The sequence below is a fragment of the Sphingobacterium olei genome, assembly GCF_005048855.1.
GTDB classification, from domain to species: domain Bacteria; phylum Bacteroidota; class Bacteroidia; order Sphingobacteriales; family Sphingobacteriaceae; genus Sphingobacterium; species Sphingobacterium olei.
In genome coordinates this window covers 132,395-147,038 of record NZ_SUME01000007.1, presented here as the reverse complement: position 1 = coordinate 147,038, position 14,644 = coordinate 132,395, and the positions used below count along the sequence as shown (strand labels likewise).

The 14,644-nt window shown below is 40.0% G+C and carries 8 protein-coding genes and 1 tRNA gene; 6 read left to right on the top strand and 3 right to left on the bottom strand.

The window, feature by feature from the left end:
* The first annotated feature begins 40 nt into the window (after positions 1 to 40).
* The gene (gene ligD / locus FAZ15_RS16725) at positions 41 to 2,545 is read left to right on the top strand and encodes a DNA ligase D (RefSeq protein WP_136902466.1); all 2,505 of its coding nucleotides are present in this window, start codon (positions 41 to 43) and stop codon (positions 2,543 to 2,545) included.
* Here the strand turns inward: ligD and ku are convergent.
* The gene (ku, locus tag FAZ15_RS16720; protein ID WP_136902465.1) at positions 2,542 to 3,300 is read right to left on the bottom strand and encodes a non-homologous end joining protein Ku; all 759 of its coding nucleotides are present in this window, start codon (positions 3,298 to 3,300) and stop codon (positions 2,542 to 2,544) included. The genes ligD and ku overlap by 4 nt on opposite strands.
* A gap of 140 nt (positions 3,301 to 3,440) precedes the next feature.
* Between ku and FAZ15_RS16715 the strand changes: the two genes are divergently transcribed.
* Positions 3,441 to 4,694, top strand: coding sequence for a putative DNA modification/repair radical SAM protein (locus FAZ15_RS16715; protein ID WP_136902464.1), 1,254 nt, complete (start codon positions 3,441 to 3,443; stop codon positions 4,692 to 4,694).
* 1 nt (position 4,695) lies between these two features.
* Complete coding sequence (locus FAZ15_RS16710; RefSeq protein WP_136902463.1) at positions 4,696 to 5,478, top strand: TIGR03915 family putative DNA repair protein; 783 nt, start codon at positions 4,696 to 4,698, stop codon at positions 5,476 to 5,478.
* Between the two features lie 207 nt (positions 5,479 to 5,685).
* Here FAZ15_RS16710 and FAZ15_RS16705 read toward each other — a convergent pair.
* Positions 5,686 to 5,775 (bottom strand) — tRNA-Ser (locus FAZ15_RS16705).
* A gap of 111 nt (positions 5,776 to 5,886) precedes the next feature.
* A complete protein-coding gene (locus tag FAZ15_RS16700; RefSeq protein ID WP_136902462.1) occupies positions 5,887 to 8,022 on the bottom strand; it encodes an HD family phosphohydrolase in 2,136 nt (711 codons plus the stop codon).
* 522 nt (positions 8,023 to 8,544) lie between these two features.
* On the opposite strand from FAZ15_RS16700, the gene rpe reads away from it, so the two are divergent.
* The 3 genes from rpe to FAZ15_RS16685 all read left to right on the top strand — a co-directional run bounded on the left by rpe (position 8,545) and on the right by FAZ15_RS16685 (position 14,565).
* The gene (gene rpe, locus FAZ15_RS16695; RefSeq protein ID WP_136902461.1) at positions 8,545 to 9,225 is read left to right on the top strand and encodes a ribulose-phosphate 3-epimerase; all 681 of its coding nucleotides are present in this window, start codon (positions 8,545 to 8,547) and stop codon (positions 9,223 to 9,225) included.
* 244 nt (positions 9,226 to 9,469) lie between these two features.
* Positions 9,470 to 12,241 carry a bifunctional aconitate hydratase 2/2-methylisocitrate dehydratase gene (locus FAZ15_RS16690; protein ID WP_136902460.1) on the top strand — a complete coding sequence of 924 codons (2,772 nt, stop codon included), beginning with the start codon at positions 9,470 to 9,472 and terminating at the stop codon, positions 12,239 to 12,241.
* A 56-nt stretch (positions 12,242 to 12,297) separates the two neighbouring features.
* Positions 12,298 to 14,565, top strand: coding sequence for an aconitate hydratase (locus tag FAZ15_RS16685; RefSeq protein WP_136902459.1), 2,268 nt, complete (start codon positions 12,298 to 12,300; stop codon positions 14,563 to 14,565).
* Positions 14,566 to 14,644: the final 79 nt, after the last annotated feature.

Here is a 14,644-nt window from a genome sequence, read left to right as displayed (position 1 = left end):
AGTGTTATAAACAAAATTTTTCGCTATTTGTTCTTTCTATATGGCAGAGCTCGATAAATATAATACGAAAAGAGATTTCAGTAAGACTTCCGAGCCGAAAGGCACAACAAAGAAATCGACGGCAAAATTACGTTTCGTGGTACAGCGACATCATGCTTCACGCCTTCACTATGATTTTCGACTGGAGATGGATGGCGTACTCAAGAGCTGGGCGGTGCCAAAAGGACCTTCTTTAAACCCGGAGGATAAACGGTTGGCAGTAATGGTCGAGGATCATCCAATAAGTTATGGCAGCTTCGAAGGTGATATACCGAAGGGAAATTACGGATATGGCAGTGTTTCCATCTTTGATCAAGGCAGCTACGAACCTATCGATAAAAAGGGTGGTGAAAAGGGCTTATTGGAAGAACTTGAAAAGGGAAGTGTTAAAGTTATATTAAAAGGTAAGATCCTGAAGGGAGAATTTGCTCTAGTAAAAATTAAAAGTTCGGAAGACAATGCCTGGCTCCTTATCAAACACCGGGATAAATATGCTGTAGAGGATGACTTTAATGCAGAAGACCTGGTGAATGAAAAGATCAAAAGACATGGTATTGATTATAAGAAAAGCCGCAAGGGGAGCAAAGCTGAAACGGTAACAAAGACTAAAACCGGTAAAAATAAAGGCGCCATGCCTCCTGAAGAGGAAATCTCTTCGGATTCCAAAATTACTTCGCCGATGCTAGCTACGTTGTCCGAAACGGTTCCCGATGAAGGGGAATGGTTGTTCGAACGTAAATTGGACGGTTTCCGCGCTATAGCCGAAATTAACAAGAAAAAAATAAACCTGATATCACGTAATGGCGTAAGTTTCAATAAACAGTATCCGTCGATTGTAACTGCCTTGGAGAATATTGACCGCCATGTCGTTCTCGATGGTGAACTGGTGATAGAAGACCATAAGAAAAAAAGTGCTTTTCAACTGTTGCAGCACGGTGAACCTCTCCCGGCTAAATATCAATTGTATTATTATGTGTTTGATGTGCTTGCCCTGGATGGAAACGATTTGCGGGATTTCGAATTGTCCGAACGGAGGGATCTGGTAAATATGTTACTCACTAAATATAAACATGCGCAGCTACGTCTGGTAGAATCTATGGATTTTACATTCGAAAAATCTGTGAAAAAAGCGAGCGAAGAAGGATGGGAAGGCATATTGGCCAAAGAAATCAGTAGCAAGTATCTTTCGGGAAAGCGTACTTCTTTTTGGCGGAAAATTAAGTTCCAGCAATCTCAGGAAGCGATTATCGTAGGTTACACAAAGCCAGAAGGTTCCCGCTCAGCTTTCGGAGCGCTCGTGCTTGCCGTGCAAGGTGATGATGGACTGGTATACGTGGGAAATGTAGGAACGGGTTTTAAGGAACAGAATCTTCATGAAATATTTGATAAGATTAAGCGGGTACCTGAAACGAAGAAACCCTTTGATAAAAAGGTAGCGATTGCAAACGAGCGCAAGGTAACCTGGATAAAACCAAAACTGATTGCGGAAATCTCTTTTTCGGAATGGACAAGGGATCAACATATGCGTCATCCGGTATTTAAATCATTGCGAAATGATAAAACTATTGCAGAAATAAAACGGGTGATACCGATCAAAGATGTGCTGAACGAACGTGAAGTGACATATGGTCGGATAAAACTCAAATTGACCAACCAGAAAAAAATATATTGGCCGGATGAGGGGATTACGAAAGGGGAGATGCTGGATTACTATGAATCTATGGCACCACTGATCTTACCATACCTAAAAGATAAGCCAATCTCCTTAAATCGCTTTCCGAACGGTATTTTAGAATCTGGTTTTTTTCAAAAGGATATGGATACAGATTCTATTCCATCCTGGCTTAAAACAGTTCCGCTCGCATCCGAGAACACCGGTGATACGGTTAATTACCTGATATGCAATAACGAGGCAACTTTGCTATGGATGGCTAATATGGGGTCTATCGAAATTAATCCTTGGCTATCGACGTATAGACGGAAGCAAAGGCCGGATTTTGCGGTACTGGATCTGGATCCGAACGGTGTTGCTTTTGAAGAGGTGGTGGCAGTCGCATTGACAGCGCATGAAATTTTAGATTATGCCGGTGTGAATAGTTATATTAAAACATCTGGCTCAACGGGGCTCCATATTTATATCTATCTGGGTGGACAGTATGATTATGAACTTGCCCGTGGATTTATTCAGATGGTAGCCGAATTGGTTCACGAACGTCACGGCGAAACAACGAGTCTTGAGCGTTCCCCTACAAAGCGCAAAAACAAAATTTATTTGGATTATATGCAAAATAAGAAAGGCCAGACCATCGCTGCCCCCTATTCTGTACGACCTAAGCCAGGTGCTACGGTGTCAACACCTTTGGCATGGAGTGAGGTTGACGGTAATCTGGAAATCCAACGGTTTACAATAGAAACGGTATTGCAACGTGTTTCCACGACCCAGGATCCCTGGGCGGACATCTTTAGCGAAAAAGTAAATCTGAAGAAGGCACTGGAGAAGTTCTAAGCTAAACTTGCTTTTAACTTAGCCAATAATTCGGAGGCTTTCGTGTTTTCTCTATCTACATTAATCTTGCGAATAGTAGCACGTTTTCCTTGCGCCTTTTGTTTTATAATTTTCAATAAGGCCTTGCTGTACTCGTTTTTATAACCCGAAATATCAAAATCAGAACTGTTCTGCTTAATGAGTTGCAGAGCCATGTCCATTTCTTGTTTTGCAATACGCTGATTGGTCACTTTTAAATCTGCTGTAGATCTGATCTCTTCTTCAAAACGGAGTTTGTTTAAGAGTAATATGCCATTGTGCGGACGTACGATAGCAAGGTTTTCTATGGTGCGCATAACAAAGGTGCTTAATCCTACGGCCTTGCTTTTTTCCAATGCTTTCATCAACAGGGAATAGGCTTTTTCGCCGCCTTTTTGTGGCTCCATATAATAGGGTGTGTCAAAATAGATGCTGTCAATATCAGCTTCTTTGACAAATGTCTGTAAGTTGATCATCTTATTTTTATCGGGCATGGCATCTTCGAAATCAGCTTCTTCTAATACCACGTATTTTTCTTTGAGCATATATCCCTTCACAATATTTTCCCATTCAACCTCTTTTCCCGTTTTTTCGTTTACTCTTTTGTAGCGAATATTCGATTGGTCTTTGCGATCCAGCATGTCGAAATCCAGCTGACTGTTCTGTATGGCACTGTATATCTTTATAGGAATATTGACTAAACCAAATCCTATAGCTCCTGTCCAAATTGCTCTCATCTTAAAAATTCATTTTTATAGGATAACCAGCTGCGAACTGAAAAGTTTGGTAATACGTAGTTTTTGGTGGATAAGCATTCTTGAAATAAAGTTATTTATTACTAATAATTTTAGTATTTTTACCAAAATATTAAGGATAGATGGGAAGTCGTATTCAGGAAAAGCTTTCAATTCTGGCAGATGCTGCCAAATATGATGTAAGCTGTAGCTCGAGTGGGAGTGATCGGAAAAATAAGGATAAAGGACTGGGAAATACCGGAGCCGGTATATGCCATACCTATACGGAAGATGGACGTTGCGTATCCCTACTCAAAATTCTACTGACGAATCACTGTATATTTGATTGTGCTTATTGCGTGTCACGTCGTTCCAATGATGTAAAACGAGCTGCCTTTACGGTGCAGGAGGTGGTGGATCTTACCATTAACTTTTATCGAAGGAACTATATTGAAGGTTTATTTCTGAGTTCGGGTATCTTCCAAAATGCGGATTATACAATGGAACGCCTGGTTAGAATTGCGAAAAAACTCCGAAAGGAACACAACTTTAATGGTTATATCCACCTGAAAACTATTCCAGGGGCCTCGGAAGAGCTCATATTTGAAGCCGGTCTTTACGCGGATCGACTGAGTATTAATCTGGAAATACCGACGGAAGCCGGATTGAAATTGCTGGCACCTGAGAAAAACCATCGGGAGATGATCCATCCAATAAAATATATTAGCAATACAATCCTACAGACAAAAGAGGAAAAGAAAATCATCAAAAGTACGCCCAAATTTGCACCCGCCGGCCAAAGTACGCAGATGATTATTGGAGCTGCGAAAGAAAGCGACTTGCAGATTGTACATGCTGCACAGCATTTTTATACCCATTATAAAATGAAAAGGGTGTATTACTCGGGTTATGTACCTATTTCCAACGATTTAAGGCTGCCTGCTATTGGTACTGAAGTCCCTTTGGTAAGGGAAAACCGGTTGTATCAAACGGATTGGTTGCTGCGATTTTATGGGTTTGAAGCGAATGAAATTGTCAATGATACGAACCCGTTGCTGGATCTGGATATCGATCCCAAATTAAGCTGGGCATTACGGAATATGGATAAATTCCCCGTGGACGTGAATAGGGCTCCCTATGAAATGATATTGCGGATTCCGGGTGTAGGTGTACGGTCTGCGAAAAAGATCGTTTCGGCACGTAAATTTGAAAAGCTACGATTGGAGCATTTGCAAAAGTTGGGAATCGCTATAAATAAGGCAAAGTATTTTATTTCCTGCCATGGCTATATACAGCGGTATGCAGACCAACAATCGGAAAGAATAAAGCATTTTATCTTAAGCAGCTCCTCGAGCAAGTATGTCAAAGCGGTAAGCACGCAATTAAATCTTTTTTAACGTGAAACAGCAGGCATTGTGTTATGATGGAACTTGGAAAGGCGTGTTATCGCTAATATTTGATGTATATGCTTATAAATATGGTGTCAGTGCTATTGAAACCGAACATAAGGCGATTCAATCCCTTTTATTCACTTCGGCTTTAATACATGTAGCAACGGATGATATTAAATCTGCCCGGGTTATGAAAGGAATTGTTACTAGCGTCGGCAAAAAGGGATTTCTGGAACTATATCATGTTTTTCTTTCTGAAAAAGAGGGCAGGGAGTTGCTGATTTTGCGAACTGTACAGTATTATTTGAGTATGAAAGAACAGGCTTCTAAAAACTATGCACATATGGATGTGCTGGAAGTCAAAAAGATCGTGAAATCTGTGTCCAGGGAACGGCATCGAATGAAAGCTTTTATACGTTTTCAATTGTTGGAAGATGGTGTTTATTTCGCTATTGCGGAACCTGATTTTAATGTCCTACCGTTAATAAGCAAACATTTCAAAGATCGATATGCCGATCAGAAGTGGATAATATATGATATAAAGCGTAAGTATGGACTATTTTACGATGGTGATCAAGTGCAGGAAATCGAGTTTGGGCCGGGAAATAGGATAGATCAAAAATCGATTACTTTAGCGGGGCATGAGTCGGAAATACTGTATAGTAAATTGTGGAACCAATATTTTAAATCGGTCAATATTAGGGAGCGTAAAAATCTAAAACTGCATATACAGCATGTGCCAAAGCGATATTGGAAGTATCTGAATGAGAAAATAGAAATGGGAGCGTAACAACAAAACCCAACTTTGCAGTTGGGTTTTGTTTTGTCTTGGCGGAGAGGGCGGGATTATTTCATGATCCCGTAGATGGGGAGGCTTCAACCCAAAATAACGCCCTTCACTCCGTTCAGGTTTGTTGTTAAGTCCTTTTGTTCAAGCAAGCTTGCAAAAGTCCATAAACAACAAAACCCAGCTTTGCAGCTGGGTTTTATTTTGTCTTGGCGGAGAGGGCGGGATTCGAACCCGCGGTACCGTTTCCAGTACGACAGTTTAGCAAACTGTTCCTTTCGGCCACTCAGGCACCTCTCCGGGTTTCGACAGTGCAAACATAAATCAAAATTTTCATTCCGCAAAGTCAAAATACCGTTTTTTTAATAAAAAAATGACCGTTTAAATTAACCTTCTGACAATCAATTTATTTTAACCCGATTCTTTCTTTTTGCTCAAATCATAGTCAATGCGTACATGATGTATGCTCATTAACATGGATTTGAAGATTTCGGATACATCACTGATATCTTTCATGGTGATGTTCGATTTGGCAAATTGCTTTTGCATCAATTTGTGCTCGATGATCTTGTCGACTAATTTGCTGATAGACTGTTGTGTAGGTTCTTTTAACGCTCTTGATGCCGCCTCAACAGAGTCTGCCATCATTAATACTGCGGTTTCTTTTGAAAATGGAATCGGACCGGGGTAGTGGAATATGGTCTCATCAACCAATTTATCCGGATTATTTTTGATAAACGTATTATAAAAATAATCTACCCGGGTTGTGCCGTGATGTGTTCTTATAAAGTCTATCACTACTTCAGGTAGTTGATTGCGACGTGCAATTTCTATTCCTTTCAGAACGTGCGATATAATGATTTGAGCACTTTGCTCTGGTGTTAACTCTTCGTGGGGATTGGCTCCGGTTTTTTGATTTTCAATGAAATATAGGGGATTAGTCATCTTACCTATATCGTGGTATAATGCTCCGGCACGAATGAGCAGTGGATTGCCTCCGATCTTGTAAATTGCCGCTTCGGCTAGATTCGCTACTTGCAAGGAATGTTGGAATGTACCGGGAGCTTTTAGCGATAGTTCTCTCAGTAGTTTGGAATTACTGTTTGTTAATTCCATCAACGTCAGATCGGAAACGATTCCAAAAAGCTTTTCGAAAGCATAAATAAGGGGATATGCCAAAAGGGTGAGTCCTACGCTTACGATAAAGGGAATTAATTCGTTCCAGTATATATTTTGAAAAGAACCGTTACGTGTAAGTACCAAACCAATGTAAGCAATGATGTAGGTCGCGAGGATCAAACCGCTGGAAATCAGAAACTGCTCTCGCTTTACCATGGTCTTGATACTATAGATAGCTACTAGTCCTGCCATGATTTGCAGGAAAACGAAGTCATAACTATTTGGCACAAAAAGCGCAGCAACTAATACCATCAACAGGTGAATGTTAAGTGCTACGCGGGTGTCAAATAGAATGCGAAATATAATAGGTACTCCACAATAAGGAATATAATATAAGCTGGGAATCTGGATTTTTATTGCCCAGGAGAGTACGCCCAACATCGATATAATGACGATGTAAATGATTAAAAGGAGTCGGTTATTATTATATATCTGTCGACGGAAAAAGAATAAAAATACCATAAGCAGGCTCATGGCTAATCCTACAATTAAAAATTGGCCGAGTACAACATAGTTTTGATTTCCGCTTATTTTGGCTTCATCTTCAAAGACTTTCTTCAGGGACTCTAATTTTTGATAGGTTTCGCTGTTGATGATTTTATCTTTTTCGGCTATTAGTTCCCCTTTTTGAACCATCCCTCTTGTCGTAGAAATGTTTGCCAGCGCCGTTTGTTCGATTTTGTCTGTAAGGGTTTCGTTGTAGATCAGGTTTACCGTGACATAATTCTTCAAAACCTCTGTTAGCCAGGTTTTATGGGTTATTTTACTGCGCTTCGATAATGTTTGAGTGATGTAGTTATTGGCCAATTCAATAGTGAAACAATCGACAGTATTCTTTTGCTGGGCGACATTATCATTCATCAACGTGAAATTGTAATTCGATTCTGTGGGATCTACTTTATCTGATTCCTTCCCTTTCGTCTGATATCGATTGTTAAGTGAAATCACTCCTCTATTATAGATGTAATTGAGGAGTGCTAAGCCTGCATCTTTATAGTCTTCTATATGTAGTGTTTCGATTGTGTCCAATTGTGATGCTTGCCATTTTTCTGCAATATCTGTGACAAACTGATCAATCTGTTCTTTGCTGATAGATATCTGTAAATTGTATACAGGTTGAACGGTTTTTAAGATTTGCTGCTTATCCCTGTCAAGTTCCTCCTTGGTTTTTAAAATAGCAAAATTATAAGGGGAAATAAGGTTTTCATGATTCCATGCTTTCCCTTTTTGAAACTCATATCGGAAGCGGGGCTGTTTGGGTAGGAAGATGCAAATAAGTACAATAGTAAGAATAACCATACCGTATTTTAAAACGGTAGAATTGTTCTGTAGTTTCGAGTTAACGTAATTTATTTTGAGCTTGGCCACTATAAAAAAGCAATGTAAATAGTTCTTAAACAAATGTAATTATTATTGTGCGATTTTGAATAGCTTGATAGAAGAATAGCAGTAATCTTACTCGAAACTAGATATAGATTTTGATTATAGTGTTAGTTTTTATTTTTATAATCAATTTAAAATCAATACACAATGATTATTATATATATAATATATTCATATTGAATTGTTGCAGTAAGGTGTAAGTAACGATCTTAAAAAATGAAATTATCTGCTCCATTTCATGAATTCTCGATCTTAGAAGTGGATTTGTCGCCTTTTAGTGGTATTCAATAGGTACTGTCTTAGATTTAATAGTCTTTAAATATCTTTTAACCTATAGTTTTAACGCATTGTAAATGAGATTTTTGTAAATTATTATTTAAAGTATTAGTGTTTATTAGGTTTCAGTGTTATAAAACGTTGACGAGGATAGGATGTCTCGGTAATAAATGAAAAGTTGTCGACTAAAAAAGTGGAATATCCTTATATTTGCAAAAAAAACAAAGACTCATGTCAACTATAAAACACCTTATTGCTCCTTCTGTATTAGCAGCAGATTTTGCAAACCTGAGCAAGGATATTCAGATGGTCAACGAAAGCGAAGCAGACTGGTTTCATATTGATATCATGGATGGCGTTTTCGTTCCTAATATTTCTTTTGGGTTTCCAGTGATGCAGGCTATTTCGAAGCATGCTAAAAAACCTTTGGATGTTCATTTGATGATCGTCGATCCCGATCGTTATCTGAAGGTATGCAAAGACAATGGAGCAGAAATAATCACCGTACATTATGAGGCATGTACCCATTTGCATCGTACGCTTGCAGGAATAAAAGAACTAGGTTGTAAAGCAGGTGTGGCGCTAAATCCGCATACATCCGTGCAACTTTTGAAGGATGTTATTCAGGATATTGATCTGGTATGTTTGATGTCTGTCAATCCAGGGTTCGGCGGACAAAAGTTTATAGCGCATACGTATACCAAAATTAGGGAGTTACGTGCTTTGGCCGCGGGGGTTAATGATACCTTGCAAATAGAAATAGATGGCGGGGTTACATTGGATAATGCAGGAGCTTTGCTTCAAGCTGGAGCTGATGTTTTAGTCGCGGGTTCATTTGTGTTTAACTCTTCGACACCACTCGATACCGTGAGAAAATTAAAAGCAGTTGATTACACCCTGCAGACCGTGTGATCAATGGTTTCTATCCTAAATTTAAAGATAGAGGTACATAACTCCGATATGTAGTTTAGAACAGTTCCAAATTATGTAATCAATTGCTTAAATTGCATTTAGAGTTTGATTTTTGCTATTTTTGTGCTGATAAAAAAAAGAGTTGATATATTCCGATATGTCGACAAATCGAAAAGAAATTGCATAAAAATGGTAGATACAATTGTTTTGTAAACTACTTCCAACTTTGAAAAGACTTCTAAATATGAGTATTTATAATAATTACATACAAGAAATTGAAGAAAGAAAAGAACAAGGGCTCCATCCCAAACCTATCGATGGAGCAGACTTGTTAAGCGAAATCATCACACAAATTAAAGACTCTAGTAATCCTCATAGAGAAGACTCTCTTAAATTTTTCATTTATAATACCCTACCTGGAACAACTAGTGCCGCGGGCGTAAAAGCAAAATTTTTAAAGGAAATCATTTTAGGCGAATCGGTTGTAGAAGAAATTACGCCTGCTTTTGCCTTTGAATTGTTGTCGCATATGAAAGGCGGTCCGTCTGTAGGAGTACTGCTTGATCTGGCTCTTGGTAATGATGTTGCTATAGCCAATGAAGCGGCAAATGTTATAAAAACACAGGTATTTCTTTATGAGATGGATACAGATCGGCTAAAAGACGCTTACAAAGAAGGAAATGTTATTGCAAAAGAAATTCTTGAGAGTTATGCGCAAGCTGAATTCTTTACGAAACTACCGGAAGTACCCGAAGAGATAAAAGTGGTGACTTTCGTAGCAGGTGAAGGTGATATTTCGACCGACTTATTATCTCCGGGTAACCAGGCACACTCACGTTCAGATCGTGAACTTCATGGTAAATGTATGATTTCTCCTGAAGCACAAGAGGAAATTAGAGCATTGCAGGCACAACATCCAGACAAAACTGTCATGTTGATTGCTGAAAAAGGTACTATGGGTGTGGGATCTTCTAGGATGTCTGGCGTAAATAATGTAGCACTTTGGACAGGCAAGCAAGCAAGTCCTTATGTTCCATTTGTTAATTTTGCTCCAATTGTTGCTGGTACAAACGGAATTTCTCCGATTTTTTTGACAACAGTTGATGTTACCGGCGGTATTGGTATTGATTTAAAGAACTGGGTAAAAAAGGTAGACGAAAAAGGAAGTCCCGTTCTGAATGAAAAGGGAGAGCCTACAATGGAAGAAGTATATTCTGTTGTTACCGGAACCGTTTTTACCATCAATACGAAGAAGAAGAAACTATACAAAGACGATCAGGAGTTGATAGACCTTTCAAAGTCGTTTACACCGCAGAAAATGGAATTCATCAAAGCGGGAGGGTCGTATGCTATCGTATTTGGTAAGAAAATACAAACATTTGCTGCAAAAACTTTAGAAATCGATATTCCGCCTGTATTTGCTTCATCAAAAGAAATTTTTCATGAAGGACAGGGGTTGACGGCAGTAGAGAAAATATTCAACAGAAATGCTGTAGGTTTAGCTCCGGGTAAAGTGTTGCACGCGGGTTCTGATGTTCGTGTAGAAGTGAATATCGTAGGGTCACAGGATACGACCGGGCTTATGACGGCTCAGGAATTGGAATCTATGGCAGCTACTGTGATTTCTCCAATTGTCGACGGAGCTTATCAATCAGGTTGTCACACGGCATCGGTATGGGATAAAAAAGCACAGGCAAATATCCCTAAACTCATGAAATTTATGAACGACTTCGGATTGATCACGGCCCGTGACCCGAAAGGTGAATATCATTCTATGACAGATGTTATTCACAAAGTTCTCAACGATATTACGGTAGATGAATGGGCAATTATCATCGGTGGAGATTCACATACAAGAATGTCTAAAGGGGTTGCTTTCGGAGCGGACTCAGGAACCGTTGCACTTGCGCTGGCAACGGGAGAGGCTTCTATGCCGATTCCTGAATCCGTAAAAGTTACGTTCAAGGGAGAAATGAAAGATCATATGGATTTTCGTGATGTGGTTCATGCGACTCAAGCGCAGATGCTTCAACAGTTTAACGGTGAGAATGTATTCCAAGGAAGGGTCATTGAGGTTCATATCGGAACCCTACCGGCAGATCAGGCATTTACGTTTACAGACTGGACGGCAGAGATGAAAGCAAAAGCCTCTATCAATATTTCTGAAGACGATACGTTAATTGAATCCTTAGAAATTGCAAAAAGCCGAATCCAGATCATGATCGACAAGGGAATGGACAACGATAAGCAAGTGCTTCAAGGTTTGATCAACAAGGCCGATAAACGTATTGCAGAAATTAAATCGGGTGATAAACCTGCATTGGCTCCTGATGAAAGTGCTAAATATTATGCAGAAGTTGTGATTGATCTTGACCTGATTGCAGAACCGATGATAGCGGATCCGGACGTGAACAACGAAGATGTTTCTAAACGATATACCCACGATACGATTCGAGAACTTTCTTACTACGGAGGAACAAAAAAAGTAGATCTTGGTTTTGTTGGATCTTGCATGGTTCACAAAGGTGATTTGAAGATTGTTTCTCAAATGCTCAGAAATATAGAAGAACAAAAAGGTGCAGTGGAGTTCCGTGCACCACTAGTAGTGGCAGCTCCAACTTATAACATCATTGATGAATTAAAGGATGAAGGAGATTGGGATATTCTACAGCGATATTCGGGATTCGAGTTCAGTGACCTTTTTCCTAAGAGTGCGGCTCGTACAGAATATGAGAACATGATGTATCTTGAACGTCCGGGTTGTAACCTTTGTATGGGTAATCAAGAGAAGGCTGCTAAAGGAGATACTGTATTGGCAACTTCTACACGTCTTTTCCAAGGAAGAGTCGTTGAAGATTCTGAGCGTAAAAAAGGAGAATCATTGCTTGCATCTACTCCGGTGGTGGTGCTATCGGCAATTCTTGGACGAATTCCTAATATGGAAGAATATAAAGCAGCAGTAGAGGGTATCAGCTTGACTAATTTCGCACCCCCTCACAAACTTTTAGTCGGATAGTTGGTTATTATCTCGACGGTAGAAAAATGTGAACGTATAATAAAAAAATAAGTGATATGGCTTTTGATATAGACATGATAAAAAAGGTTTATTCTCAATACGATGAGCGAATTAATGCCGCTCGTCAGATTGTAAATAAACCATTGACACTTTCGGAGAAGATTTTGTATGCCCACCTTTGGAATGGTAATGCTTCTGAAGCTTATGAACGCGGGAAATCCTACGTGGATTTTGCTCCAGATCGCGTAGCGATGCAGGATGCAACGGCTCAAATGGCTTTGTTGCAATTTATGCAAGCGGGGCGTCCGCAAGCGGCTGTTCCATCTACCGTTCACTGTGATCACTTGATTCAAGCTCGTGATGGTGCCGCGCAAGATTTAACACGGGCAAAACAAGAGAGTTCGGAAGTATTCAACTTTTTAAGTTCGGTATCAAATAAATATGGTATTGGTTTCTGGAAACCCGGAGCGGGTATTATCCATCAAGTTGTATTGGAAAACTATGCTTTCCCGGGGGGCTTGATGATCGGTACCGACTCCCATACGGTGAACGCCGGTGGTCTGGGTATGGTGGCTATCGGAGTGGGTGGTGCTGATGCATGTGATGTGATGGCGGGATTGCCGTGGGAGCTTAAATTTCCTAAATTAATCGGTGTAAAACTAACAGGTAAATTAAGTGGCTGGGCTTCTGCGAAAGACGTGATCTTAAAAGTAGCTGGTATTCTTACAGTAAAAGGCGGTACGGGATGCATCGTCGAGTATTTTGGTGATGGTGCAGAATCTTTATCCTGTACGGGTAAAGGTACTATCTGTAACATGGGTGCGGAGATTGGTGCGACAACTTCAACATTCGGTTATGACGAATCTATGGAGCGTTACTTGCGTTCGACTGACCGTGCTGATGTAGCTGATGCAGCCAATGCCATCAAACAACATCTGACCGCTGATGCCGAAGTATATGCTGATCCAGAAGCATATTTTGATCAGGTAATCGAAATCAATCTATCGGAATTGGAACCGTCTCTGAATGGTCCTTTCACACCGGATTTATATACGCCAATTTCACGTATGCGTGAAGAGGCTTCTAAAAATGGATGGCCTACAAAAGTGGAATGGGGTCTTATTGGCTCATGTACCAATTCTTCTTACGAAGATTTGTCCCGTGCCGCTTCAATTGCCAAACAGGCCATTGAAAAGGGGTTGGTAACACAAGCTGAATTTGGTATTAACCCTGGTTCCGAGCAAGTACGTTATACGGCAGACCGTGATGGTTTGTTGAAAACCTTCGAAGATCTAAATGCGACGATTTTTACAAATGCATGTGGTCCATGTATAGGTATGTGGGATCGTGCAGGTGCGGATCAACAAGAGAAGAATACTATCGTCCACTCCTTTAACCGTAACTTTGCAAAGCGTGCCGATGGTAATCCAAATACATACGCTTTTGTAACTTCACCTGAAATAGTTGCCGCTATAGCCATCTCAGGTGATTTAGGGTTTAATCCTGTTACGGATACGTTGACGAACAAAGACGGTGTGCAGGTTAAATTAGATCCGCCTACCGGTGATGAATTACCGGCAAAAGGATTTGCAGTAGAAGATGCAGGATACCAAGCTCCAGCTGCTGATGGTTCATCAGTTTCTGTTGATGTGTCTCCTACGTCTGATCGCCTTCAATTATTGGAGCCGTTTGCTGCTTGGGAAGGCACTGACTTAAAGGGCTTGAAATTATTGATCAAAGCCAAAGGCAAGTGTACTACCGACCATATCTCTATGGCTGGTCCTTGGTTGAAATACCGTGGTCACTTGGATAACATCTCCAATAACATGTTGATCGGTGCGGTAAACTATTACAACGACAAGACAGACTTTGTTAAAAACCAGCTAACAGGTGAGTATGGTCCTGTACCCGCTACTCAGCGCGCTTACAAAGCAGCTGATGTCGGTTCAATCGTTGTAGGTGATGAAAATTACGGTGAAGGTTCTTCACGTGAGCACGCTGCAATGGAACCTCGTCATTTAGGTGTTCGTGCGGTATTGGTAAAATCTTTTGCACGTATTCATGAAACAAACTTGAAAAAACAAGGTATGTTGGGATTGACTTTCGTGAACAAAGATGATTATGATAAAATTCAGGAAAATGATACGATTGATATTGTCGGTTTAACAGAATTTGCGCCAAACAAGCCTTTGACGATCGTATTACACCACGCTGACGGTTCGTCTGAAGAAATTTTGGTAAATCATACGTATAATGCACAACAAATTGAATGGTTCAAAGCTGGTGGTGCGTTAAACATCATTCGTAGAAACCAGGCTAACTAAAATTTAGCTTTATAAAGTGATAGCGAATCCCCGAACTGGAAAGTACGGGGATTTTTTTTCTTTTTTTTATAATAGAAAT

Coding starts and splice junctions, on each gene's coding strand:
- ligD (WP_136902466.1), top strand. CDS start 41: ATGGCAGAGCTCGATAAATATAATACGAAAAGAGATTTCAGTAAGACT.
- ku (WP_136902465.1), bottom strand. CDS start 3,300: ATGAGAGCAATTTGGACAGGAGCTATAGGATTTGGTTTAGTCAATATT.
- FAZ15_RS16715 (WP_136902464.1), top strand. CDS start 3,441: ATGGGAAGTCGTATTCAGGAAAAGCTTTCAATTCTGGCAGATGCTGCC.
- rpe (WP_136902461.1), top strand. CDS start 8,545: ATGTCAACTATAAAACACCTTATTGCTCCTTCTGTATTAGCAGCAGAT.
- FAZ15_RS16690 (WP_136902460.1), top strand. CDS start 9,470: ATGAGTATTTATAATAATTACATACAAGAAATTGAAGAAAGAAAAGAA.
- FAZ15_RS16685 (WP_136902459.1), top strand. CDS start 12,298: ATGGCTTTTGATATAGACATGATAAAAAAGGTTTATTCTCAATACGAT.